Source organism: Enterobacter sp. EC_64 (assembly GCF_019584165.1).
GTDB classification, from domain to species: domain Bacteria; phylum Pseudomonadota; class Gammaproteobacteria; order Enterobacterales; family Enterobacteriaceae; genus Enterobacter; species Enterobacter roggenkampii.
Window position 1 is genome coordinate 115,134 of record NZ_VDAS01000002.1, and the last position, 24,477, is coordinate 139,610.

Consider the following 24,477-nt stretch of genomic DNA (forward strand, 5'->3'; position numbering starts at 1 on the left):
GCGTAGCGCCACCGGGCAACAGATGACCCAAAACAAGCGAGCAATTTGCATGTCTAAATCCGTACAGAGCAACAGCGCGGTTCTCGTTCACTTTACGCTGAAGCTGGATGACGGCTCAACGGCTGAATCCACCCGCAACAACGGCAAACCGGCCCTGTTTCGTCTTGGTGATACCTCCCTGTCTGAAGGTCTTGAGCAGCAGCTTCTCGGTCTGAAAGAGGGTGAGAAAAAAGCCTTTTCGCTGGAGCCGGATGCCGCGTTTGGCGTGCCAAGCCCGGATCTGATCCAGTATTTCTCCCGTCGTGAGTTTATGGACGCGGGTGAACCGGAGATCGGGGCAATTATGCTCTTTACCGCTATGGACGGCAGCGAAATGCCTGGCGTGATCCGCGAAATCAACGGCGACTCGATTACCGTTGACTTCAACCATCCGCTTGCCGGGCGCACTGTCCATTTTGATATTGAAGTGCTGGAGATCGATCCGGCACTGGAGGCCTGAGATGCAGATCCTGTTGGCTAACCCGCGCGGCTTTTGCGCCGGTGTAGACCGCGCTATCAGCATTGTTGAAAACGCGCTGGAGATTTACGGCGCGCCGATTTATGTGCGTCACGAAGTGGTGCATAACCGCTACGTGGTCGACAGCCTGCGCGAACGCGGTGCCATCTTTATCGAGCAGATCAGCGAAGTGCCTGACGGTGCGATCCTGATCTTCTCCGCGCACGGCGTCTCTCAGGCGGTCCGTAACGAAGCGAAAAGTCGCGATCTGACCGTCTTTGATGCGACCTGTCCGCTGGTAACCAAGGTGCATATGGAAGTGGCGCGCGCCAGCCGTCGCGGTGAAGAGTCGATCCTGATTGGCCATGCCGGCCACCCGGAAGTTGAAGGCACCATGGGCCAGTACAGCAACCCGGAAGGGGGAATGTACCTGGTGGAGTCGCCGGAAGATGTCCTGACGCTGAACGTGAAAAACGAAGCGCGTCTGTCGTTTATGACCCAGACGACGCTCTCCGTAGACGACACCTCAGACGTGATTGACGCCCTGCGCCAGCGCTTCCCGAAAATCGTCGGGCCGCGTAAGGATGATATCTGCTACGCCACCACCAATCGTCAGGAAGCGGTGCGCGCGCTGGCTGAACAGGCAGACGTGGTGCTGGTTGTCGGCTCTAAAAACTCCTCTAACTCCAACCGTCTGGCTGAACTGGCACAGCGAATGGGCAAAGCGGCGTTCCTGATCGACGATGCCACGGATATTCAGGAAGCGTGGGTTAAAGACGCGGCCTGCGTTGGCGTGACGGCCGGGGCGTCCGCGCCGGATATTCTGGTACAAAACGTCATTTCCCGTCTGCAGGAACTGGGCGGCGGCGAAGCGGTGCCGCTGGAAGGACGTGAAGAGAACATTGTTTTCGAAGTGCCGAAAGAACTGCGCATCGACGCCCGCGAAGTCGAATAGTCCCTTTTCTGATGAAAGGCCAGCACCTCCTGTGCTGGCCTTTTTTTTACCTGTTACTTTATCGTGACGACAAAATCATGTCTTTTACTGATATTTAAGTCGGTTTCACGTTAAATTCTAATTATTGGTGTTTTCAGTTGGCAGTGCTCAGAAAGGCTGGTTAATCTGAAAACGGTTTACATCATTTTAACGTAAGAGAATAACTATGCATGATGCACAGATCCGTGTCGCCATTGCGGGCGCGGGTGGACGTATGGGCCGTCAGCTGATTCAGGCGGCACTTCAGATGGATGGCGTAGCACTTGGCGCGGCGCTGGAGCGTGACGGTTCATCGCTTCTGGGGACCGATGCTGGTGAGCTGGCGGGCGCGGGAAAGACCGGCGTCACCGTGCAAAGCAGCCTGGAGGCGGTTAAAGAGGACTTCGATGTCTTCATCGATTTTACCCGCCCGGAAGGGACGCTCGCGCATCTGGCATTTTGCCGCCAGCATGGCAAGGGGATGGTGATCGGCACCACCGGTTTTGACGATGCGGGCAAGCAGGCTATCCAGGATGCATCCAAAGAGATTGCGATTGTCTTCGCCGCAAACTTTAGCGTGGGCGTTAACGTCATGCTGAAGCTGCTGGAGAAGGCCGCGAAGGTGATGGGCAACTACACCGATATTGAGATTGTTGAAGCTCACCACCGCTATAAGGTTGATGCGCCATCCGGCACGGCGCTGGCGATGGGCGAAGCGATTGCTCATGCACTTGATAAAGATTTAAAAGACTGTGCGGTCTATGCCCGCGAAGGCCACACCGGGGAACGCGTGCCGGGCACCATTGGTTTTGCAACCGTCCGGGCGGGTGACATCGTCGGCGAACATACCGCGATGTTCGCCGATATTGGCGAGCGCGTCGAAATTACGCATAAAGCGTCCAGCCGAATGACGTTTGCCAATGGTGCCGTTCGGTCCGCTTTGTGGCTGAAAGAGAAAAAAAATGGTCTTTTTGATATGAGAGATGTGCTGGATCTCAACAATTTGTAAGCATTATTACCCATCGTGATGTGGTTATTGCAGTCGTAATTATTTGATTGCATAGGGCAATAATTTATTGCCCTTTTATTTTATATGTTTCGTGATTATTTTGTGCATTTAGCCTTGAAAGTATAGCTATTCCTCTTGATTCTCGTTATAGAAATGTAAATTTTGACCATTTGGTCCACTTTTTGATGCTGCGTCCACTCATTTTTCATTAAACCCGGCGCGCAAGCGTTTTCCGCAGTGATTTACCTGATCTTTTTGTCGCTTAATCTTCACTCGCCTCGCCAGATACGCAAAAGACTAAACAAAATATCGGTTTTAAGTTGACTTTTACCCACCAAATCTCCAGAATGCCGCCGTTTGCCAAAAATCCGCTGGCAACACATTTGCATTGATCCATGACATGGTTATGAATTAATATGCAAATAAAGTGAGTGAATATTCTCTGGAGGGTGTTTTGATTAAGTCAGCGCTATTGGTTCTGGAAGACGGAACCCAGTTTATCGGTCGGGCCATAGGGGCAACGGGTTCGGCGGTTGGGGAAGTCGTTTTCAATACTTCAATGACCGGTTATCAAGAAATCCTCACTGATCCTTCCTATTCTCGCCAAATCGTTACTCTTACTTATCCTCATATCGGCAATGTCGGCACCAATGCGGCTGACGAAGAATCCTCTCAGGTACATGCGCAAGGCCTTGTCATTCGTGACCTGCCGCTGATTGCCAGCAACTTCCGCAACACTGAAGATCTCTCTTCTTACCTGAAGCGCCATAACATCGTGGCGATTGCCGATATCGATACCCGTAAGTTAACGCGTCTGCTGCGTGAGAAGGGTGCACAGAACGGCTGCATCATCGCAGGTGATAACCTCGATGCGACGCTGGCGCTGGAAAAAGCGAAAGCTTTCCCGGGCCTGAACGGCATGGACCTGGCGAAAGAAGTGACTACCGCTGAAGCCTACAGCTGGACTCAGGGTAGCTGGACGCTGGAAGGCGACCTGCCGGAAGCGAAAAAAGAGAGCGAGCTGTCGTTCCACGTGGTGGCCTACGATTTTGGCGCCAAGCGCAACATCCTGCGCATGCTGGTTGACCGCGGCTGCCGCCTGACGGTGGTGCCTGCACAAACGTCTGCCGAAGACGTGTTGAAGATGAATCCGGACGGTATTTTCCTGTCCAACGGTCCTGGCGACCCGGCGCCGTGCGATTACGCCATCGCTGCCATCAAGTCCTTCCTGGAAACCGATATCCCGGTATTCGGCATCTGCCTCGGCCATCAGTTGCTGGCGCTGGCGAGCGGTGCGAACACCGTCAAGATGAAGTTCGGCCACCACGGTGGTAACCACCCGGTGAAAGATATCGATAACAACACGGTGATGATCACCGCGCAAAACCACGGCTTCGCCGTCGATGAAGCCTCAATGCCGGCTAACCTGCGCGTGACCCATAAGTCGCTGTTCGATGGCACCCTGCAGGGGATTCATCGTACCGATAAGCCAGCGTTCAGCTTCCAGGGCCACCCGGAAGCGAGCCCGGGCCCGCACGACGCCGCGCCGCTGTTCGATCACTTCATCGAACTTATCGAGCAATACCGTAAGACCGCTAAATAATCAGGAGCCGAGAAGACAATGCCAAAACGTACAGACATAAAAAGCATCCTGATCCTTGGCGCTGGCCCGATCGTTATCGGCCAGGCCTGCGAATTCGACTACTCCGGCGCGCAGGCGTGTAAAGCCCTGCGTGAAGAGGGCTACCGCGTCATCCTGGTGAACTCTAACCCGGCCACCATCATGACCGACCCGGAAATGGCTGATGCAACCTACATTGAGCCGATTCACTGGGAAGTGGTGCGTAAAATCATCGAAAAAGAGCGCCCGGACGCGGTGCTGCCAACCATGGGCGGCCAGACGGCCCTGAACTGCGCGCTGGAGCTGGAGCGTCAGGGCGTACTGGCCGAGTTCGGCGTCACCATGATTGGTGCCACCGCCGACGCGATTGATAAAGCCGAAGACCGTCGCCGCTTCGACGTGGCGATGAAGAAAATCGGCCTCGACACCGCGCGTTCCGGTATCGCACACAACATGGAAGAGGCGTTGGCCGTTGCGGCTGAGGTGGGCTATCCGTGCATCATCCGTCCATCGTTCACCATGGGCGGCACCGGCGGCGGTATTGCCTACAACCGCGAAGAGTTCGAAGAGATTTGCGAACGTGGCCTGGATCTTTCCCCAACCAAAGAGCTGCTGATTGATGAATCGCTGATTGGCTGGAAAGAGTACGAGATGGAAGTGGTGCGTGATAAAAACGACAACTGCATCATCGTCTGCTCCATCGAAAACTTCGATGCGATGGGTATCCACACCGGCGACTCCATCACCGTTGCGCCAGCCCAGACGCTGACCGACAAAGAGTACCAAATCATGCGTAACGCCTCGATGGCGGTACTGCGTGAAATCGGCGTGGAAACCGGCGGTTCTAACGTGCAGTTCTCCGTGAACCCGAAAACCGGCCGTCTGATTGTTATCGAAATGAACCCGCGCGTGTCCCGTTCCTCCGCGCTGGCCTCTAAAGCGACCGGCTTCCCGATTGCGAAAGTGGCGGCGAAACTGGCCGTGGGTTATACCCTCGACGAGCTGATGAACGACATCACCGGTGGCCGCACCCCTGCGTCCTTCGAGCCGTCCATCGACTACGTTGTGACCAAAATTCCACGCTTCAACTTCGAGAAATTTGCCGGCGCGAACGACCGTCTGACCACCCAGATGAAATCCGTCGGTGAAGTGATGGCGATTGGCCGCACGCAGCAGGAATCCCTGCAGAAAGCGCTGCGCGGCCTCGAAGTGGGCGCGACCGGCTTTGACCCGAAAGTGAGCCTGGACGACCCTGAAGCGCTGACCAAAATCCGCCGCGAGCTGAAAGACGCGGGTGCGGAGCGCATCTGGTACATCGCCGATGCCTTCCGTGCCGGCCTGTCCGTCGACGGCGTGTTCAACCTGACCAACATCGACCGCTGGTTCCTGGTACAGATTGAAGAGCTGGTGCGTCTGGAAGAGAAAGTGGCAGAGCTGGGCATCAACGGCCTGGACGCAGACTTCCTGCGCATGCTGAAGCGTAAAGGATTCGCCGATGCGCGCCTGGCTAAACTGGCGGGCGTGCGCGAAGCGGAGATCCGCAAGCTGCGCGACCAGTACGACCTGCACCCGGTTTACAAGCGCGTCGACACCTGTGCGGCAGAGTTTTCTACCGACACCGCGTACATGTACTCCACCTATGAAGACGAGTGCGAAGCAAATCCGTCAGTTGACCGCGACAAGATTATGGTGCTGGGCGGCGGTCCAAACCGTATCGGCCAGGGCATCGAGTTCGACTACTGCTGCGTACACGCCTCGCTGGCGCTGCGTGAAGACGGTTACGAGACCATCATGGTCAACTGTAACCCGGAAACCGTCTCCACCGACTACGACACCTCTGACCGCCTCTACTTCGAGCCGGTGACCCTGGAAGACGTGCTGGAAATCGTGCGCATCGAGAAGCCAAAAGGCGTTATCGTGCAGTACGGTGGTCAGACTCCGCTGAAGCTGGCGCGCGCGCTGGAAGCGGCAGGCGTACCGGTTATCGGGACCAGCCCGGATGCGATTGACCGCGCGGAAGACCGCGAGCGTTTCCAGCAGGCGGTTGACCGTCTGAAGCTGAAACAGCCAGCGAACGCCACGGTGACGGCCATCGAACAGGCCGTAGAGAAGGCGAAAGAGATTGGCTACCCGCTGGTGGTGCGTCCTTCCTACGTCCTGGGCGGCCGCGCGATGGAAATCGTCTACGACGAAGCCGACCTGCGTCGTTACTTCCAGACGGCGGTGAGCGTCTCCAACGATGCACCAGTGCTGCTCGACCGCTTCCTCGACGATGCGGTAGAAGTGGACGTTGACGCCATCTGCGACGGCGAAATGGTGCTGATTGGCGGCATCATGGAGCATATCGAGCAGGCGGGCGTGCACTCCGGCGACTCCGCCTGTTCTCTGCCAGCGTACACCCTGAGCCAGGAGATTCAGGATGTGATGCGCCAGCAGGTGCAGAAGCTGGCCTTCGAGCTGCAGGTTCGCGGCCTGATGAACGTCCAGTTCGCGGTGAAAGACAACGAAGTCTACCTGATTGAAGTCAACCCGCGTGCGGCACGTACCGTACCGTTCGTCTCTAAAGCCACCGGTATTCCGCTGGCGAAAGTGGCGGCGCGCGTGATGGCAGGCCAGACGCTGGCGCAGCAGGGCGTGACCAAAGAGATCATTCCACCGTACTACTCGGTGAAAGAAGTGGTGCTGCCGTTCAACAAATTCCCGGGCGTTGACCCGCTTTTAGGGCCAGAAATGCGCTCCACCGGGGAAGTGATGGGCGTGGGCCGCACCTTCGCAGAAGCATTCGCGAAGGCGCAGCTGGGCAGCAGCTCCACCATGAGAAAATCGGGCCGTGCGCTGCTCTCTGTTCGCGAAGGCGATAAAGAGCGCGTGGTTGACCTTGCGGCCAAGCTGCTGAAGCAGGGCTTTGAGCTGGACGCGACCCACGGTACGGCAATTGTGCTGGGCGAAGCGGGTATCAACCCGCGTCTGGTGAACAAGGTGCATGAAGGTCGTCCGCACATTCAGGATCGTATCAAGAATGGCGAATATACCTACATCATCAACACCACCGCAGGACGCCAGGCGATTGAAGACTCCAAGCTGATTCGCCGCAGCGCGCTGCAGTACAAAGTGCACTACGACACCACCCTGAACGGCGGTTTCGCAACGGCCATGGCGCTGAATGCGGATGCTACCGAGAAGGTGATTTCGGTTCAGGAAATGCACGCGCAGATTAGCAAGTAATCTGTGTAGGCCCGGCAAGCGTTAGCGCCGCCGGGCAAATGGCGGGTGGCGCTTCGCTTACCCGCCCTACTTTTTTCTTTATCTATCTTCAGAACCTTCTGGTTTTTCATCCTCTTTCAGTCAGTTAGCCTAAAATTGTTAGGTCGATAACGAAATTCAACTGAGAGCAGGGGAAAACACCATGCAAAATAAATTACTGATCGCCACCCTTCTTGCCGCCACTGCAACGTTTACCGTCGCGGGCTGTTCTTCTAACCAGGCAGTGAAAACCACCGATGGCAAAACCATTGTCACCGACGGAAAACCACAGGTCGATGACGATACCGGTCTGGTGTCGTATAAAAATGCGGAAACGGGTCAGACCGAGCAGATCAACCGCGATCAGGTGAAATCAATGGGCGAGCTGGATAACTAATAAAAAAAGCCGTGGCGTTTGCCACGGCTTTTAGTCTTTCAGGAACGATTACCAGCGGTGGTTCAGCAGGATATGACCGCCATAAGCAGCATAGCTGTTCTCACCCCACTCGCCGCTGGCGCGCAGGGAGAGCGTCGTGGTTTCGTTCAGGTTGCCGGTGACGCCCAGCTCTAACTGACCACGATCTTCCGGCGTATCGTTGCTGACGGCCTCGCCGTTAAACGCCAGATCGTTCTGTCCTGCGCCTTTCAGCCAGTTCACGGCAACGTACGGCTGCCAGGCTTTCACGTCTTTCTGTTCGAAGTAGCTTGATTTGACGCCCAGACGACCAAACAGACCGTCGTTGTCCAGCGTGGTAATCCGCACGCCGTCGCGATCGGTATGGTTTTCCTGATCCAGATAGCTGTAGATAACCTGCGCCTGAGGTTCGATTTTCCAGGTGCGCTCATTTTCTGAATCAATCACCCATGCATGGCCCACTTCGACGGATGCCGCGAAGCCTTCACTGTCGTAATCTTCATCATTACGGTTGCTGGTCACTTTATTGTTGTACCAGCTATAGGCGGCCCAGGTATCAACGTAGCTGCCCAGACGCAGCTTCTGATCTTCCTGCCAGGTTGCATACAGGCCGACGTTAAAGCCATCCACTTTGCCCTGCGCATCACGTACGTTGTGTTTTGCATCAGAGCGGGTCTTCGCCTGGCCTGCCCCGAACATGCCACCCGCACGCAGGATGCCGTTGTCCATTGGCTTACTCATGAAGTCGCTGCCTACCTGAAGGACAGTGGTGGTGGTGTCATAGCTGACTTTGTCACCGCCCGCATTGTTTTCATGGTAGCGACCTTTGACGTACATCCAGGTATTGAGATCTTCCTCGTTACGGAAGGTGATCTGATCGCGATCGTCACGCTTGTGCAGGAACATGCTCTGCGCGGCAAGGTAGTTACCTAAGTAAGCGCCGACCTCAGGAGCCATGACTTCGGGACCGCTATTGCTGCCGTTGTCGGTGTTACCACCGTTGTCAGTGTTACTGCTGTTGTCGGTGTTACTGCCGTTGTCGGTATTACCGCCGTTGTCGGTATTACCACCGTTGTCGGTATTACCACCGTTGTCGGTATCGTCTGCCGGAATGTCTGATGGCGTTGCCTTCGATTCCAGATACCAGATACCAGTTTCCGTCAGCCGTGCTGATAAAGATTATACTCATACGCACCCGCAACAACCGGTTTTGCCAGGGTGAGCTGAGCTTCTGAACTGCCGCCAACTCTGACAATTTCCATACCGTTTACGGTTTGCGCGCCCAGCCCCCCCATGTTGCTGACGCTGACCCCGGATTGGCCAAAGCTGCTCCCGGTGATGGTAAGATGGTCGGTTGGCGCATTATCCTCACCGAGCGTACTGTTTAACACGATCTGGCTGCCCGCGGAGCCGGTATAGTCGCCGTTAATGGTGAAATTGTTGCCAACGCTGTTATTGGCGGCGCTGAGTAACAGCGTGCCGCCATTAGTCACGTTGCCGTTGATAGTATCAACGCCGGCAGCGCTGAGCGTGGCGTTACCCTGGACTGCATTCCATGCCGCCAGCGTACCGCCCGCCAGAACATGAATGTTATTGTTCACTTCACCTGCAGTAGCAAACGTAGCGCCATTTTCAATGGTGACGGTGGCGTTACTGTTCTTTACGCCAAGCGTAGCACCATTAGCGACCAGGGTGGTGCCGCCGTGCAGAACAGTATCGCCCGTGTAGCTGTTCTTGCCGATGAGGGTCAGGGTGTGTGAATCTACTTTCTCAACCTTGCCGCTACCGGTCATATCGGTGGCGAAAGTGGAATTGTTGCCCTGATTAAATATTACCGTACCGTTGTTTTTCAGGCCGCCACTGAGCGAAGCTGTTTTTTGGCCATTGCCTAATTGTAGAGAGGCATCTTTAGTAACCAGCGTATTGCCGCTATTAGAGACGGTTCCCGCCAGCGTTAAATCACCGCTGTTAACCTGAAGGGAATCGCCAGAACCGATCACGTCGAGATCGCCCGTCAGCGTCCAGCTTTCACCCTCCATTTTGACAGAGGCAAAACCGTCTCCCTTATTCAGGCCAACAAAATTGCTGTCTTCTATTCCGGCACCAACCAGCGTGAGGCTATTTCCCGTTGAGCCGGTAGAGATCACATCACCGTTGAGCGAGGAGCCGGTATTGAGTACCAGCGTATTATTTTTATTACTGGCAAAGGAGATTGCCGTATTGCCGCCACCGATTGAACCACTGTTTATGATGTCGACTTTAGCGGTATTCGTTACGTTGATTCCGTTCTGAAGGCCCTCTACGGTACCCGTGTTCGTGAGCTTAATATTGCCATCGCTCAGGGTAATACCGTCAACTTCTGTACCCTTGATGGTGCCAGCGTTATTAATGGCAACACCTACTTCAGCATTAAGACCTGATTTGCCTTTAATAAGACCGGTAGCGGTATTGGAAATACTGACAGCAGATGAGTTTTTACTGACGAAAACACCATTTTCAGCCGCAGTAATATTCCCTTTGTTAATCAGGTCCCCTTGCATGGTATCAATATTAACACCTGTCGCTGAAGTAGAGGAAATTGTCGCCCCTTCCTCGTTATTCACTACTAAACGTTGTGCTCCAGTGCTAATATCAAGTCCATTCCCGTAACCAGAAATATTTCCCATATTTTCAACGTTTGAAACATCAATCCCATTGACCGACACGGCAGCTTCATTTCCGGAAGAGGTTATCGTAACGTCTTTATTAATGACGTATTCAGCGTCGGTGGAGAAGTTTTGTGGAATTGAGGTTGATTGGTCAATCGTACTGGCAAAAGCGACGGCGGGGGTGAATAACAATAGGGCAGGAAAGAGACTTTCCAGAGTTTTAGTCGTTTTATTGAGTCTGAAATGTTTGTTGCTCATTTACACATCCATTTGAATTAGAAAGGCGCGATACGACGTATTAAAATCCCGTCAGTATGCGGAGAAAAAGAATGAGCTCGCGACAAAGAGCGTAAAATTATTATTTTTTCAATGTTTTATGTATAGATCGATTTATTAAATAATTATTTTAGATTTTCTTAAAATATCTCATTCCTATATGGATTGAAGTGAGATATTCACATCCTGGATTTTTTGGAGAGGAAAAATCGTCCAACGAATGATGATTACCAATAGCTGCGCTTTCCTTTTCATGGCTGCTGCGCCCCTTTCACCGGGCGGGTTAACTGTCTACACTCACTGCTACAAGAAGAGAAGAAGACAGGCCATTTGATGATACTCATAATTTATGCGCACCCCTATCCGCAGCACTCGCATGCGAATAAGCGGATGCTTGAGCAGGTAAGGACGCTTGAAAACGTCGAGATACGTTCCCTCTATCAACTCTATCCCGATTTCAACATCGATATTGCCGCCGAACAGGAGGCGCTCTCCCGTGCCGATCTGATCGTCTGGCAGCATCCTATGCAGTGGTACAGCACGCCCCCACTCCTGAAATTGTGGATTGATAAAGTCTTCTCCCACGGCTGGGCGTATGGCCACAACGGCAATGCGCTAAAAGGGAAAAGCCTGATATGGGCGGTCACCACGGGTGGAGGGGAAAGCCACTTTGATATTGGTTCCTTCCCGGGGTTTGAGGTTCTGGCACAGCCGCTGCAGGCGACCGCACTTTATTGCGGGCTGAACTGGCTCCCGCCTTTTGCGATGCACTGCACCTTTGTCTGCGACGATGAAACGCTGCAGGCGCAGGCGCGCCATTATAAACAACGCTTACTTGAGTGGCAGGAGGCGCACCATGGATAGCCATACGCTGATACAGGCGCTGATATACCTCGGCGCGGCGGGCGCTGATTGTACCCGTGGCGGTTCGCCTGGGACTGGGCTCTGTTCTCGGCTATCTGATTGCGGGCTGCGTCATTGGGCCGTGGGGCTTTCGACTGGTGACGGATGCAGAGGCAATCCTCCATTTCGCTGAAATCGGCGTTGTGCTGATGCTCTTTGTGATTGGTCTTGAACTCGATCCGCAGCGCCTGTGGAAGCTTCGCGCCTCGGTGTTTGGCGGCGGGGCGCTGCAGATGGTGGCCTGCGGCCTGCTGCTGGGTGGGTTCTGCATCCTGCTGGGCATGGACTGGAAAGTGGCAGAGCTTATCGGCATGACGCTGGCGCTCTCCTCGACCGCCATTGCCATGCAGGCCATGAACGAGCGCAATCTGACGGTCTCCCAGATGGGACGCAGCGCGTTCTCGGTGCTGCTGTTCCAGGACATTGCCGCTATCCCGCTGGTGGCGATGATCCCACTGCTGGCGGCCAGCGGTTCCGCCACGACGCTGGGGGCGTTCGCGCTGTCGGCATTAAAAGTCGTGGGGGCGCTGGCGCTGGTGGTGCTGCTTGGTCGCTACGTCACCCGTCCGCTGCTGCGGTTCGTTGCCCGCTCGGGCCTTCGCGAAGTGTTCAGCGCCGTGGCGCTCTTCCTGGTGTTTGGCTTTGGTTTGCTGCTGGAGGAAGCCGGGCTGTCGATGGCGATGGGGGCGTTCCTGGCCGGCGTTCTGCTGGCGAGTTCCGAATACCGTCACGCGCTGGAAAGCGATATCGAGCCGTTTAAAGGCTTGCTGCTGGGGCTGTTTTTCATCGGCGTGGGGATGTCCGTCGACTTCGGCACGCTGGTGACGCACCCGCTGCGGATCGTCATCCTGCTGGTTGGCTTCCTGATCATTAAAATGGCGATGCTGTGGCTGATTGCGCGTCCGCTGAAGGTGCCGAATAAGCAGCGCAGCTGGTTTGCGGTTCTGCTGGGGCAGGGGAGCGAATTTGCGTTTGTGGTCTTTGGCGCAGCACAGATGGCAAACGTCCTCGACCCAGAATGGGCGAAAGCGCTGACGCTCGCGGTCGCGCTGTCGATGGCCGCGACGCCTATTCTGCTGGTGGTGCTGACGCGTCTGGAAAAATCGGGTAGCGAGCAGGAGCGCGAAGCCGATGAAATTGACGAAGAGCAGCCGCGCGTCATTATTGCCGGATTTGGCCGCTACGGGCAGATCGTTGGCCGTCTGCTGCTGTCCAGCGGGGTGAAAATGGTTATCCTCGATCACGACCCCGACCATGTCGATACCCTGCGAAAATTTGATATGAAGGTGTTTTACGGCGATGCGACCCGCGTCGATCTGCTGGAATCTGCCGGGGCGGCAAAAGCGGAGGTGTTGATTAACGCCATTGACGATCCGGAGACCAGCATGCAGATGGTGGAAATGGCGAAAGAACATTTCCCGAATCTGACCATCATTTCACGCGCCCGCGATGTTGATCACTATATCCGGCTGCGGCAGGCGGGGGTAGAAGCACCGGAGCGTGAAACCTTTGAAGGTGCGCTGAAGTCTGGCCGCATGGCGCTGGAAAATCTGGGGCTCGGCGCGTACGAAGCGCGCGAGCGTGCGGACCTGTTCCGTCGCTTTAATACTGAGATGGTGGAAGAGATGGCGGCGATGGCGGGCAGTACGGCCACGGAGCGCGCGGCGGTGTTTAAACGCACCAGCGCGATGCTGACGGAAATCATTAACGAGGACCGTAATCACCTGTCGCTTATCCAGCGTCACGGCTGGCAGGGAACGGAAGAGGGCAAGCATACCGGGGATCCGGCTGACGAACCGGAGAGTAAACCTTCCGCGTGAAGTGGAGTTGCCAGCAATAATAAAAAATTTCTTTATCTTTACCCTGCCGCCAGTCGACGAAAGATTAAGCTTTCCGTATAGTGGCGGCAATTTTTTGCATCCGGGAAATTTTCAATGATCAGTCTGATTGCAGCGCTGGCGGTGGACCGCGTTATCGGTATGGAAAATGCCATGCCGTGGAACCTGCCTGCCGATCTCGCATGGTTTAAACGTACTACGTTAAACAAGCCGGTAGTGATGGGCCGCCTGACCTGGGAGTCGATTGGTCGTCCATTGCCGGGCCGTAAAAATATTGTTATCAGCAGCCAGCCGGGCACTGACGATCGCGTCGAATGGGTAAAATCAGTCGACGAGGCGATTGCTGCATGCGGCAATGCCGAAGAGATCATGGTGATTGGCGGCGGGCGCGTGTACGAGCAGTTCCTGCCAAAAGCGCAGAAGCTGTATCTGACCCACATTGATGCAGAAGTGGAAGGGGATACCCATTTCCCTGACTACGATCCGGACGAGTGGGAATCGGTGTTCAGTGAATTCCACGACGCGGATGCACAGAACTCCCACAGCTACTGCTTCGAGATTCTGGAACGTCGTTAAGTGATTTTTCCCTCTCCCGGCCGGGAGAGGGAAGTGCATATCAGGAGGCAACCGCCTCGTCTCCCCCTAAATCCAGCTGTCGGTTGGACGGCTGAACAAAGTAAGTTTTATCTTCCCAGCGTAAGCAGGTTAACTCTCCGCCCCAGCAGCATCCGGTATCCAGGCCGTAGATCCCTTCTGGCGTTCCTTTTCCTTCCAGTGCAGCCCAGTGACCAAATACCACGTTGTACTCGCTGGTCACCGGCCCGGGAATGGCAAACCACGGCTTGAGCGGAGCGGGCGCGCTCTCCGGCGTCTCTTTGGAATACATGTCCAGCTGTCCGTTCGGGAAGCAGAAACGCATGCGGGTGAAGGCATTGGTAATAAAGCGCAGACGCGCCAGACCGCTGAGATCCTCGCTCCAGTGGTTCGGCATATCGCCGTACATGGCATCGAGGAAGAAAGGATAGGAGTCGCTCGCCAGCACCGCCTCAACGTCGCGCGCACAGGTTTTCGCCGTCTCAAGATCCCATTGTGGCGTGATCCCGGCATGCGCCATGACCAGCTTTTTCTCTTCGTCGACCTGCAGCAGCGGCTGACGGCGCAGCCAGTTAATCAGATCGTCGGCATCTGGCGCATCCAGCAGCGGGGTGAGGCGATCTTTAGGTTTGTTGCGGCTGATGCCGGCGAACACCGCCAGCAGATGCAGATCGTGATTGCCCAGCACCATGCGCACGCTGTCGCCTAGCGATTTGACGAAACGTAATACTTCAAGGGAGCCGGGGCCACGCGCGACTAAATCGCCCGTCAGCCAGAGTGTGTCCTGTCCTGGCGTAAAGTCGACCTGTTTTAATAATGCGATCAGTTCATCGTAGCAACCGTGAACGTCGCCAATCAGATATGTAGACATTAGATTAATGAATGAGTGTGGTTACGGCGAGACGGAACACAGGAATGGCAACGCGGAAATCATTGCCATCGACGTCGACCATTTCATAATGGCCTTGCATGGTACCCATCGGCGTTTCAATCACCGCGCCGCTGGTGTACTGGTACTCTTCGCCAGGGGCGATATGAGGCTGTTCACCGACCACACCTTCCCCCTGGACTTCGATTTCGCGGCCATTGCCGTTGGTGATAAGCCAGTAGCGACCGCGCAGCTGCACGGGCGTCCGCCCCAGATTGCGAATGGTCACGGTGTAAGCAAAGACAAAACGTTCTTCATCCGGTGAGGACTGTGATTCAACATAAACGCTTTGTACATGGACACATACGCGGGGCGAATCAATCATGGCTTAACTCTCCTTCGGCGGCGCATTTTCGCTGATGTAATTAGCCAGCTTGCAGTATTGCTCTACGGAGATGTTCTCCGCACGCATTGCCGGGTCGATCCCAAGCTCAGCTAACACCTCAACGGTGAAGGAATTGCTGAGGCTGTTACGGATCGTTTTACGACGCTGGTTAAAGGCTTCAGTGGTAATGCGGCTCAGTACACGCAGATCTTTTACCGGGTACGGTTTCGTTTTGTGCGGCACAAGGCGCACAACCGCTGAATCCACTTTCGGTGGTGGTGTGAACGCTGACGGCGGTACTTCGAGTACCGGGATCACGTTGCAGTAATATTGCGCCATCACGCTTAAACGACCATACGCTTTACTGTTCGGGCCTGCAACCAGGCGGTTAACCACCTCTTTTTGCAACATGAAGTGCATGTCGGCAATGGCATCAGTATAGCTAAAGAGGTGGAACATGAGCGGCGTGGAGATGTTATACGGCAGGTTGCCGAATACGCGCAGCGGCTGACCCATTTTTTCTGACAGTTCGCCGAAGTTCATGGTCATGGCGTCCTGCTGATAGATGGTCAGCTTCGGCCCGAGGAACGGGTGCGTTTGCAGGCGTGCGGCCAGATCGCGGTCCAGTTCGATGACGGTCAGCTCGTCGAGGCGCTCGCCTACCGGTTCGGTCAGCGCGGCAAGACCCGGGCCGATTTCGACCATCGCCTGGCCTTTTTGCGGATTAATAGCCGAGACAATGCTTTCGATCACGAACTGATCGTTTAGGAAGTTTTGCCCGAAACGTTTACGGGCTAAGTGGCCCTGATGGACTCGATTAGTCATTGAGTATTAACTATCATTTTGATGGCGAGATTAAGCGCCGTAATAAAACTGCCGACATCCGCCTTCCCCTGGCCTGCCAGATCCAGCGCAGTACCGTGGTCAACGGACGTTCGAATAAAGGGTAAACCGAGGGTGATATTCACGCCGCGGCCAAAGCCCTGGTATTTTAGCACGGGCAGGCCCTGATCGTGGTACATCGCGAGCACGGCGTCGGCATTATCCAGGTATTTCGGCTGGAAAAGGGTATCAGCAGGCAGCGGACCGCTGAGATTCATCCCCTTCGCCCGCATTTCGTTGAGTACCGGAATGATGGTGTCGATCTCTTCGGTACCCATGTGCCCGCCTTCGCCGGCGTGCGGATTCAGGCCACAGACCAGCACATGCGGCTGCGGGATCCCAAATTTTGTCTGCAGATCGTGATGCAAAATCCCGATGATCTCGCGCAGGAGTTCAGGCGTGATCGCATCCGGAATCGCTTTGATCGGCAGATGGGTGGTCACCAGCGCAACGCGCATTTCTTCCGTCGCCAGCATCATCACCACTTTCGGACTGTGCGAGCGCTCTTCAAAGAACTCCGTATGACCGGTAAACGGTATACCCGCTTCGTTGATGACGCCTTTGTGGACGGGGCCGGTAATCAGGGCGGCAAATTCGCCCTTCAGGCAACCGTCGCAGGCGCGCGCAAGGGTTTCAACCACATAGTGGCCGTTTTCCGTGCTGAGCTGGCCAGGAATGACTGGCGTACGAAGGGGAACAGAAAGAAGGGTGAGGGTACCGGCTTGCTGCGGTGCAGGCTGTTGGCCTTCAACGTAAGGGATGAGCGTTAAAGGCAGACCGAGCAGCGTTGCCCGGTCCTGTAACAGTGTTGCATCCGCGCAGACAACCAGTTCTACTGGCCAGCTGCGCTGGGCGAGCTGGACAACGAGGTCAGGCCCAATCCCGGCGGGTTCGCCGGGTGTGATAACAACACGATGCTGTTTCATTAGTTGCTCAGCACTTTCACGTAAGCACTGGCGCGTTGTTCCTGCATCCAGGTGGCTGCTTCTTCAGAGAACTTACGGTTAAACAGCATGCGGTAGGCTCTGTCTTTCTGCGCCGCATCCGTTTTATCAACGTTACGGGTGTCCATCAGCTCGATCAGATGCCAGCCAAACGAAGAGTGTACCGGCGCGCTGATCTGGCCTTTGTTCAGCTTCATCAACGCGTCACGGAAGGCAGGATCGTAAATATCCGCTGCCGCCCAGCCCAGATCGCCGCCCTGGTTAGCAGAGCCAGGATCCTGAGAGAACTCTTTTGCTGCTTTCGCAAACGAGGTTTTACCGCTCTTAATATCTGCCGCAATCTGTTCCAGCTTCGCACGCGCCTGATCGTCAGTCATGATTGGTGACGGCTTCAGCAGAATGTGGCGAGCGTGAACTTCGGTAACGGAGATATTTTGGCTCTGGCCGCGCAGATCGTTCACTTTCAGAATGTGGAAGCCCACGCCTGAACGGATTGGACCGACTATATCGCCTTTTTTAGCCGTGCTCAGTGCCTGAGCAAAGAGGGATGGCAGCTCCTGAATACGTCCCCAGCCCATCTGGCCGCCTTTCAGCGCCTGTTGGTCTGCGGAGTAGGTAATGGCCAGCTTGCCAAAGTCACCGCCGTTACGCGCCTGTTCGACAATTGAACGCGCCTGGCTTTCTGCTTCCGCAGCCTGATCGGACGTAGGGTTCTCTGGCAGTGGGATCAGAATGTGGCTCAGATTCAGCTCTGTGCTTGCATCGTTCTGGTTACCCACCTGTTTTGCCAGCGCGTCCACTTCCTGAGGCAGGATAGTAACGCGGCGACGCACTTCGTTGTTACGCACTTCCGAAATCAGCATCTCTTTACGGATCTGGTTACGGTAGGTAGCGTAGCTGATGCCGTCATAGGCCAGACGGCTGCGCATCTGGTCTAAAGACATATTGTTCTGCTTTGCGATGTTAGCGATGGCCTGATCGAGCTGCTCGTCAGTAACCTTCACCCCCATTTTCTGCCCCATTTGCAGAACGATCTGATCCATGATCAGGCGTTCCAGGATCTGGTGGCGCAGCGTGGCGTCATCCGGAAGCTGCTGACCCGCTTCGCCCGAATTGAGCTTCACCGATTTCATCAGACCGTCAACGTCACTTTCAAGCACGACGCCGTTGTTAACCACAGCAGCGACTTTATCAACAACCTGGGGGGCCGCGAAGCTGGTATTCGCAACCATAGCGACACCGAGCAGCAGCGTTTTCCAGTTCTTCATACTTTTTCCATTTCAATTAACCGCAAAGCGGATTACGTTGCAAATCAAGCACATTACAAGGAACTGCGGTAAGGCAGAATGTTCGAGCGTAGCATTTTCTGCGTACCCAGACCGTAGTTGGAACTCAGGCCGCGTAACTCGAAGTTAAAGCCAATCACGTTATCGTATTTGCTCTGATTGTTTTCCCAGCCGTTAAGCTTACGTTCGTAACCGACACGCAGCGCGTAGCAGCAGGAGTTATATTGCAGCCCCAACATCTGGTCAGCAGCTTTATTGGTGTTAGTGTCAAAGTAGTAAGCGCCTACGATTGACCAACGGTCGGCGATAGGCCAACTCGCTGCGCCACCCACCTGCGAAATACCGTCTTTATACTGCTCGGCAGTACCATAGTTTGGTAATGTCGCCTGAATATATTCGGGACTGGCATAACGATAGGTCAATTGCACCATCCGATCTTCATCCCGGCGATATTCTATAGCCGCCGTGCTGTTAGCGATATTGTCGAGACGGGTGTCATACTGAACGCCACCACGCAGGCCCCAACGATCGGTCATACGCCAGTAGGTATCGCCAGCCCAAATCAGCGAACCCGTCTTATTATCTTTCTCCCACTTAATGTTGTCATCGCCCGTGCGAGACTCGGTGAAATAATAGATTTGACCAACAGAAACGTTAAAACGTTCAACGGCAGCATCATCATAAACGCGCGATGTGACCCCGGTCGTTAACTGGTTCGCTGATGCGATGCGGTCAAGGCCACCGTAGGTACGGTCGCGGAAGAGGCCACTGTAGTCAGACTGCAGTAAAGAAGAGTCGTAGTTATTGATATTGCTCTGATCGCGATAAGGCACGTACAGATACTGCATACGTGGCTCCAGCGTCTGGGTATAGCCATCCGCCAGAAGATCCATATCGCGTTCGAAGATCAGCTTACCGTCCATTTTGAACTGAGGAAGCGTACGGTTTACTGATTCTTCCAGGTGACCGGTATTGTTTGGGTTCGCGTTGTAATCATCTATGTTTTTCTGCTGATAGTGGGTCGCCATCAGCTTAGCTTCCGTGTTCAGACTAGCCCAGTCATTCGACCATGGAAGGTTAATGACGGGCTCCAGGTGAACACGGGTGGCTTCCGGCATAGAGGAATTGGTGTTTACAAAATGCACTGCCTGGCCATAAATACGGGTGTCAAATGGCCCTACGTCATTCTGGTACCAGTTAACGTCCAACTGCGGTTCGGCACCATAGGTACTCGCCGTCTGGCTTGAGAACACCTGGAACTGCTTACTGGTTACCGTCGCATCGAAGTTCTGCACCGCATAGCCAACGCTGAAGATCTGCGTTGCATAACCGTCGGTACTCGAACCGTATTTTGACGAAAAATCGTTGAAGTAGTTCGGGTCACTGACCTTGGTGTAATTGACGTTGAAACGCCACACCTGATCCATCACCCCGGAATGCTGCCAGAAATACATCCAGCGGTGCTTATCACCTTCAGTGGGATGCTCGTCCTGGAAGACTTTATCCGACGGCAGATAATCCAGCTCCATCAGACCCGCACCGGCGTGGGTCAGATAGCGGAACTCGTTCTCCCACATGACGTTACCGCGCTTGTGGATATAGTGCGGCGTGATCGTCGCATCCATGTTAGGCGCGATGTTCCAGTAATACGGCAGGTAGAACTCAAAGTAGTTCGTGGTGCTGTATTTGGCATTCGGGATCAGGAAACCGGAGCGACGTTTGTCACCCACCGGAAGCTGCAGATAAGGGCTGTAGAATATGGGGACCGGACCCACCTTGAAGCGGGCGTTCCAGATCTCTGCGACCTGCTCTTCGCGGTCATGGATAACTTCGCTCCCGACCACGCTCCAGGTATTTGAACCCGGCAGACACGACGTGAACGTGCCATTTTCCAGGATCGTATAGCGGTTTTCACCGCGCTGTTTCATCAGGTCCGCGTCACCGCGCCCCTGGCGACCCACCATCTGGTAATCACCTTTCCAGACGTTAGTGTCTTTGGTATTCAGGTTTGACCAGGCTTTCGGACCTTTCAGGATGACCTGATTGTCGTCATAGTGCACATTACCCAGCGCATCCACCGTTCGGACCGGCTCGGCCGCACCTTCCGGCTGCTTCTGGTGCAACTGCACTTCATCTGCCTGCAGGCGGCTATTGCCCTGGTTAATATCGACATTGCCTGTAAAGGTGGCATTGTCAGGGTAAGTCCCTTTTGAACTGTCGGCAGTAATGGTTACCGGCAAGCTATTTGTATCGCCACTCACCAGTGGGCGATTATAACTTGGGACGCCAAGCATGCACTGCGAGGCGAGATCGGCCGCCAGCCCCTGTTGACTGTACAGGGCGGTGCCAATCATTGTGGCCAGGAGGGTGGGGATACGTTTTTTCATACGTTGTATTTTATTGTTCCGTCATCAGTGGCTACGGCTTACAAACGCTCAGAGACTATCTTACTCATCTGCGCAGTACCAGCGTTAATCCTGCCCGTTTGCGTGCCAGAGTGTTAGGCTCGCTATCGAATGACGAGTATGATAAAGCAAATTATAGGCGATGTCCTTCAATTGACCGTGACTTGAACACAGTGATGATGACGTTGCGTCGGCCAGGAATATGACTATCCGGGGAGTATATGCAGTATTGGGGTAAAATAATCGGCGTTGCGTTCGCCATCATCATGGGTGCCGGGTTCTGGGGAATAGTGCTGGGGCTTATTATTGGCCATATGTTTGATAAGGCGCGCAGCCGTAAAATGGCCTGGTTTGCCAACCAGCGCGAGCGCCAGTCACTCTTTTTCTCCACCACTTTTGAGGTGATGGGGCATTTAACCAAATCCAAAGGGCGCGTCACGGAAGCCGATATTCAGATTGCCAGCGTCTTTATGGATCGCATGAATCTGCACGGTGACTCCCGCCTGGAGGCGCAAAATGCGTTTCGCATCGGGAAATCCGATAACTACCCGCTTCGCGAAAAAATGCGCCAGTTCCGCAGCATCTGCTTCGGCCGTTTTGATTTAATTCGGATGTTTCTGGAAATCCAGATTCAGGCGGCCTTCGCCGACGGCTCGCTTCACCCTAACGAACGCGATGTTTTATACGTGATTGCGGAAGAGCTGGGTATCTCCCGTATGCAGTTCGATCAGTTCCTGCGCATGATGCAGGGTGGCGCGCAGTTTGGCGGCGGGTATCACCAGCAGTCTTCTGGCGGCGCCTGGCAGCAGGCGCAGCGTGGTCCGACGCTGGAAGATGCCTGCAACGTGCTTGGCGTAAAACCCTCTGACGATCAGACCACCATCAAACGTGCCTATCGTAAGCTCATGAGCGAGCACCATCCAGACAAGCTGGTTGCAAAAGGCTTACCGCCTGAAATGATGGAGATGGCGAAGCAAAAAGCGCAGGAAATTCAGAAAGCGTACGAGCTGATTAAAGAGAAGAAAGGCTTCAAATAAGCCCCTTTTTAGAATGATGAAGGGCCTGACGGCATGAGCTGCCAGGCCCTTTATACAGGGTTACCAGCTGTAGCGCACGTTCAGGCTACCGTTTACATCGCTGTAATCATTATCACCTTTCTGTCCGGAGACCTGGGCAATAACGCTCCATTGCTTGCTCACATTTGCCTGAATACCCGCTTTCAGCTCCGCACGATCGGCAGGAAGGTCCTGTTTGATCTGTGTGTCACCAAAGTTGACTGCCGTGTCTTCAGAGGTATGCAGCCAGTTGGCCTCCGCAAACGGCTGGATAACCGCGTCGTTCGCCTTATTCATCTTGCTGTCAACTCGCAGACCTAAACGGGTGGTCCAGCTTTCGCCGTTTTGCCCATCAATCGTTGTGCCGCTGCTGTCTTTGATGTCATCGGCACGGTAATCCTGCCAGACGATCTGTGCCTGCGGCGTGAGGCTCAGCGTGTTGTCGCCGAGTGCGACATCGTAGCGATAGCCCGTTTCCAGCGAAACGGCGTTGGCGTTTGAATCGTAATCCGTTGAGCCAACGTCCCCGTTATCTACGCTGTTGTGGTACATCCCGTACTGATACCAGCTGTCGACATAAAAACCCTGATGCTGTCGGGCATCGGCAAACCAGGTGGCATAGACGCCGAGGTTATAGCCATCGACTTTACCGTCAGCGCTGAAGCGGCTGCCGTCACCACCTCTATTGCCCGTGCTGTCGCTGCTGGCGTTCATATAGCTACCCATAACCCCGACCACCAGGCTTTGTTCGCCGTTGTTCCAGGCGGCAACATCGCCCCCAATCTGGAACTGGGAGTAGTTGCTGTCGATATCAATATTGCTCTCTGCCGCAGTAGACTGGTTCTTACCTGCTTTGAAACGCGCCCATGTCGTGCCGTTTTCCGATTTGAACTGACTGCCTTCTCGGTCTGACAGGGTCTGCATTTGCAGATCGCGAGCCAGCCACTGGTTGCTGAGGTATGAACCGATATCGGCACGATACTGAGGCGTTACGTCGCCATTATCACTCGTGGCCTGGGAACGAAGATACCAGTCCCCTGAGTCCTGATACAGGCGGTATTCGTAGGCGTTAATCTGGACCTGATTACCCTGAACAAAGGTGCCGTTTGATTCACCGCCGACCGTAATCACTGCAATACCGTTTTGGGTCAGTGCGCCCTGACCGCCAGCGTTGTTAATGTACAGGGTGGTGTTCCCGGACGTATTCCCCGTAATGTTAAGCATATCGGTTGGAGACGTGTCGTCGCCTAACTGCGTATTTAGCGTCACAGAACCCTGGTTGCTGGTGTAATCGCCGTTTACGATCAGCGTGTTGCCGGTCGTCGCACCATTGGTTCCTTCAATATTGCCGCTGACAATGCTGCCTGCGTTGCTCAGATTACCATTGATCGTTAGCGTGTCGTTGAACTGAACGGTGCCGTTGCTGTTAACATTGCCGTTCACCACACCGTTGGAACCGCCAAACGTGGCGCCTGCCGCGACATTCACGGCCTGCTCGCTGTTTTGTACGCCGATAACGCCGGCCTCGTCCAGCCAGAGCGTGCCCTGGTTGACATCCGTTGTGCCGCTGTAACTGTTTACGGCATTAAGGATCAGCGTACCTTGCCCCTCTTTGGTCAGCGATTTGCCGTCCCATCCGGTCGTGGCTTCGGCATTTTGATCGACAAGCGCCGTGCTCAGCGTAAAGCTGCCGTCAGGATTGTTCAGAGTGAATGTGCCGTGAGCCGCTGTTGCCGCTGGGTTCTGGCTGGCATACCAGGTTAATGACGGTGTCAGGACGTAATTGGTCACGTCGGCGGGATCAATGGTGCCGCTAAAGGTGATGAAGTCAACGGAGCCAGATGCCATGCCCGCGACGGTGAGGCTGGTAAAATTGCCATTAATTGCATTTTCAGCGTCAATCACCGTGAAGGCGCTATCCGCGGAAAGCGTGCTGGCACTACCGTAACCTGTAATATTTAGTGTGCCATCAAGCGTCGCATTCTGAGCGACAATAGGCGCACTGGTCGCGTTTGCGTCAAGATAGACATCAGTTTGGCTGTTAGCCAGAAGGGTGAAATTACCGACATTGAGTGTACCAGCACTGCCGTTTTCATCGCCGAGTGTGATGCGTCCGCTGCTGGTAAGATTACCGACGCTGGAATCGGCCGTCAGCAGCCATTGGCTGTTCGCATCCAGCGTCATGCTGACGTTATTACCGCTGGCCTTAACGGCGCCGGACAGCTTGCTGTTTTCAGCGCGAAGGGTGACTGCATCAGTGGTATTGGCCACGGTGAGCAGATTGTCTGCGTTCATCGTTTGCACATTCTTCACGTTAATATCGGCAGATCCGGAATCCACCGCAAAAGCACTTCCTCCTGACGCGGTTGCCGTAATGCTCCCTCCGTCAATCGTAGCGACATTTTTTCCACCGCTGAACGAGAAGGCGACATTGCTACCGGAAACGTTGCTGTGGGTGACGGTCGCGCTGCTGGCGCTTTCTAAGGCAATGGCAGCAGATTGTTCGCTGGTGATATCTGTGCTGTTCGCCTCAAGGGCTCCACCGTGAGTCATCGCCACTGCCCGCGAATTTTCTCCGGACGCGATCGTTGAACCGTTATTCAGTACGAATGTGCTCTTTGCCCCGTCAGAGGATA

At 54.7% G+C, this 24,477-nt stretch carries 16 protein-coding genes and 2 pseudogenes; 10 read left to right on the plus strand and 8 right to left on the minus strand.

All coding sequences use genetic code 11. The features are described 5' to 3' along the window. Positions 1 to 49: 49 nt before the first annotated feature. The 6 genes from fkpB (at position 50) to FHC52_RS02175 (ending at position 7,739) form a co-directional block, all read left to right on the plus strand. A complete protein-coding gene (gene fkpB, locus FHC52_RS02150; protein ID WP_023345412.1) occupies positions 50 to 499 on the plus strand; it encodes an FKBP-type peptidyl-prolyl cis-trans isomerase in 450 nt (149 codons plus the stop codon). Position 500: 1 nt separating this feature from the next. Beyond that, positions 501 to 1,451 carry a 4-hydroxy-3-methylbut-2-enyl diphosphate reductase gene (ispH, locus tag FHC52_RS02155; RefSeq protein ID WP_032654909.1) on the plus strand — a complete coding sequence of 317 codons (951 nt, stop codon included), beginning with the start codon at positions 501 to 503 and terminating at the stop codon, positions 1,449 to 1,451. A 205-nt stretch (positions 1,452 to 1,656) separates the two neighbouring features. Continuing rightward, positions 1,657 to 2,478, plus strand: coding sequence for a 4-hydroxy-tetrahydrodipicolinate reductase (dapB, locus tag FHC52_RS02160; RefSeq protein WP_023293311.1), 822 nt, complete (start codon positions 1,657 to 1,659; stop codon positions 2,476 to 2,478). A 454-nt stretch (positions 2,479 to 2,932) separates the two neighbouring features. Further along, a complete protein-coding gene (gene carA, locus FHC52_RS02165; protein WP_220419883.1) occupies positions 2,933 to 4,081 on the plus strand; it encodes a glutamine-hydrolyzing carbamoyl-phosphate synthase small subunit in 1,149 nt (382 codons plus the stop codon). Positions 4,082 to 4,099: 18 nt separating this feature from the next. Beyond that, positions 4,100 to 7,324 (plus strand): carbamoyl-phosphate synthase large subunit, encoded by a 3,225-nt coding sequence (carB, locus tag FHC52_RS02170; RefSeq protein WP_008502028.1) that lies wholly within the window; start codon positions 4,100 to 4,102, stop codon positions 7,322 to 7,324. A gap of 181 nt (positions 7,325 to 7,505) precedes the next feature. Then, on the plus strand, positions 7,506 to 7,739 hold the full coding sequence (locus FHC52_RS02175) for a YgdI/YgdR family lipoprotein (RefSeq protein WP_021240552.1): 234 nt from the start codon (positions 7,506 to 7,508) through the stop codon (positions 7,737 to 7,739). Between the two features lie 48 nt (positions 7,740 to 7,787). Here the strand turns inward: FHC52_RS02175 and FHC52_RS02180 are convergent. After that, positions 7,788 to 10,663 (minus strand): annotated as a pseudogene (locus FHC52_RS02180) (autotransporter outer membrane beta-barrel domain-containing protein). A gap of 351 nt (positions 10,664 to 11,014) precedes the next feature. Between FHC52_RS02180 and kefF the strand changes: the two are divergent. The 3 genes and pseudogenes from kefF to folA all read left to right on the plus strand — a co-directional run bounded on the left by kefF (position 11,015) and on the right by folA (position 13,998). Next, entirely contained in the window at positions 11,015 to 11,545 is a 531-nt protein-coding gene (gene kefF, locus FHC52_RS02185) for a glutathione-regulated potassium-efflux system oxidoreductase KefF (RefSeq protein WP_126287604.1), read from the plus strand. After that, a pseudogene (gene kefC, locus FHC52_RS02190) lies at positions 11,538 to 13,404 on the plus strand (glutathione-regulated potassium-efflux system protein KefC). Before kefF ends, kefC begins: the two are co-directional and overlap by 8 nt. A 114-nt stretch (positions 13,405 to 13,518) precedes the next feature. Continuing rightward, positions 13,519 to 13,998, plus strand: a complete 480-nt coding sequence (folA, locus tag FHC52_RS02195) for a type 3 dihydrofolate reductase (protein ID WP_008502023.1) — start codon at positions 13,519 to 13,521, stop codon at positions 13,996 to 13,998. A gap of 40 nt (positions 13,999 to 14,038) precedes the next feature. Here the strand turns inward: folA and apaH are convergent, their stop codons facing one another. The 6 genes from apaH to lptD are packed head-to-tail and all read right to left on the minus strand — an operon-like array spanning position 14,039 to position 20,768. Continuing rightward, a complete protein-coding gene (gene apaH, locus FHC52_RS02200; protein WP_032654900.1) occupies positions 14,039 to 14,887 on the minus strand; it encodes a bis(5'-nucleosyl)-tetraphosphatase (symmetrical) ApaH in 849 nt (282 codons plus the stop codon). A gap of 4 nt (positions 14,888 to 14,891) precedes the next feature. Next, positions 14,892 to 15,269 (minus strand): Co2+/Mg2+ efflux protein ApaG, encoded by a 378-nt coding sequence (gene apaG / locus FHC52_RS02205; RefSeq protein WP_008502021.1) that lies wholly within the window; start codon positions 15,267 to 15,269, stop codon positions 14,892 to 14,894. A 3-nt stretch (positions 15,270 to 15,272) separates the two neighbouring features. Continuing rightward, on the minus strand, positions 15,273 to 16,094 hold the full coding sequence (gene rsmA / locus FHC52_RS02210; RefSeq protein ID WP_008502020.1) for a 16S rRNA (adenine(1518)-N(6)/adenine(1519)-N(6))-dimethyltransferase RsmA: 822 nt from the start codon (positions 16,092 to 16,094) through the stop codon (positions 15,273 to 15,275). Continuing rightward, positions 16,091 to 17,077, minus strand: coding sequence for a 4-hydroxythreonine-4-phosphate dehydrogenase PdxA (gene pdxA, locus FHC52_RS02215; RefSeq protein ID WP_029740873.1), 987 nt, complete (start codon positions 17,075 to 17,077; stop codon positions 16,091 to 16,093). Before pdxA ends, rsmA begins: the two co-directional genes overlap by 4 nt. Beyond that, on the minus strand, positions 17,077 to 18,363 hold the full coding sequence (gene surA / locus FHC52_RS02220; protein ID WP_008502018.1) for a peptidylprolyl isomerase SurA: 1,287 nt from the start codon (positions 18,361 to 18,363) through the stop codon (positions 17,077 to 17,079). Before surA ends, pdxA begins: the two co-directional genes overlap by 1 nt. Before the next feature lie 53 nt (positions 18,364 to 18,416). Further along, on the minus strand, positions 18,417 to 20,768 hold the full coding sequence (gene lptD / locus FHC52_RS02225; protein ID WP_045353209.1) for an LPS assembly protein LptD: 2,352 nt from the start codon (positions 20,766 to 20,768) through the stop codon (positions 18,417 to 18,419). A 239-nt stretch (positions 20,769 to 21,007) separates the two neighbouring features. Here lptD and djlA point away from each other — a divergent pair, with 239 nt between their 5' ends. Continuing rightward, positions 21,008 to 21,823, plus strand: a complete 816-nt coding sequence (gene djlA, locus FHC52_RS02230; RefSeq protein WP_008502016.1) for a co-chaperone DjlA — start codon at positions 21,008 to 21,010, stop codon at positions 21,821 to 21,823. Between the two features lie 60 nt (positions 21,824 to 21,883). Here the strand turns inward: djlA and FHC52_RS02235 are convergent, their stop codons facing one another. After that, on the minus strand, positions 21,884 to 24,394 hold the full coding sequence (locus FHC52_RS02235) for an autotransporter outer membrane beta-barrel domain-containing protein (protein WP_248260551.1): 2,511 nt from the start codon (positions 24,392 to 24,394) through the stop codon (positions 21,884 to 21,886). Between the last annotated feature and the right edge of the window lie 83 nt (positions 24,395 to 24,477).